Here is a 2709-nt window from a genome sequence, read left to right as displayed (position 1 = left end):
GGGTGGAACGGGCGGGTGTCCAGGGCCGTGGACACCCGCACGGACCGGCAGGTGATCGTCCGCCGGTACCGTGAGCAGCCCGCCCCGCAGGAACGGTTCCTGAGCGAGGCGCGGGCACTGGCCGGGCTCGACGATCCGCATGTGGTGAAGGTGCTCGACTTCGGGGTGGAGGGCGACGCTCCCTACCTGGTGACGGAGTTCGTGGACGGCCTGACGGTTGCCGAAGTGCTGTCGGGCATCACCTTCCCGGCCTTCGTCCGCCTGGTGTGCCAGGGCATGGCAGGGCTGGAGGCCCTGCACGCGCGGGGTCTGGTGCGCGGGGAGCGCGGGCCGGCCGGCCTGCTGCTGCGCCCCGACGGCACGGTGCTGCTGAGCCGCGTCGCCCTGGGTGAGGAGTCCCGGGACATCACCCCCGAGGCGGACGTCGCGGAGTTCCGGTGGCTGCTCAAGCAGGTCGCCGGCGAGGTGCCCGCCGAGCACCGGGAACTGCTCGATCTGATCGACCGGCACGCCCTGCGGGAAGCCGCCGCCTACGCCGCCCGCCTGCCCGCCGAGTGGCCACCGCCGCGCTCCTTCACCCTGCTCGGTCCCCTGCGCGTCAGCGTCGGCACGGAGCCCGTGGAAGCGCCCTCCGCGCAGGCGCAGGCGCTGCTGTGCATGCTGCTCCTGCGGCCCGGCCGTCGCGTGCCCCACACGGAACTGGCCGGCGGGCTGTGGGAGGAACCCCTGCCGGAGAGCGAGGCCGTCCGCCGCCTGGACGCCCTGGCGGCTGAGGTCCGGCAGGTGCTGCCGGACGGCGGCCTCGTCGCCTTCCCGCACGCGTACGCCCTGCACGTGCCCGACGTGTACGTCGACGTGCCGCTCTGCGAGCGGCTCGCCGCGGGTGACCCCGGCGACCGCCGTCGCGCCCTCGGCCTCTGGTACGGCGACCCCCTCGACGGCGTCCCGGGCCCGGCCGCCGCGGCCACCCGGGAGCGTCTGCGCGCCCTCAAGGCGGATCTGGAGTCCGGGCCGGAGACGGCCGCCCCCACGATCCTCTTCGAGGCCGACGACCTCACCGGCCACCCCGAGGCCCGCATCACCCTCGAATACGCGGTGCACGAGATGCTCAGCCGCGGGGCGCTCGCCCTCCACCAGTTCGAGGTGCGCGTCCGCGGCGGCGGCTACGACGTCCACACCGGACCGGGTACCTACCTCCTCCCCGTCCTGGCCGCGGTTCTGCGCGGTCTGCCCGAGGTCCTCACCGGGCTCGTGGACCCGCCGCCCCTGACCGTCACGTTCTGGGACCGACCGGTCCCGCCGCCCGAGCCGCCGCGCGTGCCCGCCGGCATCCAGGTGGTCGTCTCCCCGGACCTCTACGAGCAGTTCGCGGCCAGCTCGGCCGCCCAGGGCCCCCAGCGCTTCCAGCCCCTCTTCCAGGACGGCGCCACCGACACTCCGCCGGTCGCCTGGTACTGCCCGCTGTCCCCCGCCGCGGCCCCGCAGCCCGGGGCCCGCGACCTGGTGCAGGGCCCCTTCATCACCCGGGACCTGCGCCGGCTCGGCATACCGGCGCCGGGCCGCACGGCCGTCGTCCACACCCGGCCCGACGGCCCGCTGACCCTCCTCAATCCCGCCCGGCCGCACGGTGACCGGCCGCCGGCGCTCGTGACGTACTACGAGGTGGACCTCACCACGCACCAGTCCCACCACCGGGTCTCCCTGCCCAGTTCGGGGAAGGGCGTCTTCGCCGCCGCCGTCGAGCTGTCCTGGCACGTGGAGGACCCGGTCGCGTTCGTGCGGGCCGAGACCGGCCGGGTGTCCGAGCTGCTGCTCGACCACCTGCTGGAGGAGGCGGCCCGCATCACCCGAAGGCATCCGCTGCGCCGGGCGGGTGCGGCCCAGCGCGCGGTCGACGCCGGGCTGCGCGGCTGGCCGGTGCCCGGGCTGGCGGTGACGGCGTCGGTGCAACTCGGCCCGGAGGGCGCGGCCCTGCCCGTGCCGCAGGGGGCCGCTCCCGCGCGGCGCCCGCTGCCGCAGCTGCTGGGCGAGGCCGAGACCGTCCTGGTCGGGTTCGACGGTCCGATGGCCCGACTGTTCTCGGCGAGCACCGCCCGCGAGGCCGTGCTCGACCTGCTCGCCCTCGTCGACGAGCACCGCGCCCCGCGGCACGCCCTGCCCGGCGCGGCACGGGAGACGTTCGCCCATCCGCTGGACGTGCTCCGGGCCTTCGCGGGCGACCCGCTCGGGCCGCTGCTGCGGGAACGTCTGGACGAGCTCGAACTCCAGGCGGTGCCGCACGCACCGGCGACGCACCATTCGGCGCCGCTGGTCCGCGCCCTGCACGCCTCCGGCCGCCGCGTCTGCGTGATCACGGACGTCTGCGCCGAGGCCGTACCCCGCTATCTGCGGCCCTACGGAGCCCTGCCCCTGGCCGGCGTCCACGGACGCGCCGAGGATCTCGCTCTGCTCACCCCGCACCCGGACTGCATGCTGCGCGCCCTCGAGGCCTGCGACGGGTCCGCGTCGACGGGGCTGGTGATCGGTTCCACGGTCGCCGAGCTCGCCGCCGCCCAGCGGGCCGGGCTGCGCTTCGTCGGCCTCGCCCGCAACACCACCACCGACCGGCAGCTGCGCGAGGCCGGCTGCGAGACCACGGTGACGTCTCTGGCGCCGCTGCTGAAAGCCGCGCTCTCCCTGTGACCGGAAGCCGAACCCCCCGTTCGGCGG

General features: G+C 75.9%; 1 protein-coding gene. It reads left to right on the top strand.

Translation table 11 applies throughout. The annotated features are described in order from the left end of the window. Positions 1–2682 (top strand): HAD family hydrolase (locus tag C1J00_RS44535; protein ID WP_342751810.1); only part of this gene is annotated, 2682 nt, incomplete at its 5' end. Between the last annotated feature and the right edge of the window lie 27 nt (positions 2683–2709).

It is taken from the genome of Streptomyces cahuitamycinicus (genome assembly GCF_002891435.1).
GTDB lineage: Bacteria > Actinomycetota > Actinomycetes > Streptomycetales > Streptomycetaceae > Streptomyces > Streptomyces cahuitamycinicus.
The sequence above is the reverse complement of the archived record's forward strand: the minus strand, read 5'-3'. Positions and strand labels throughout refer to the sequence as shown.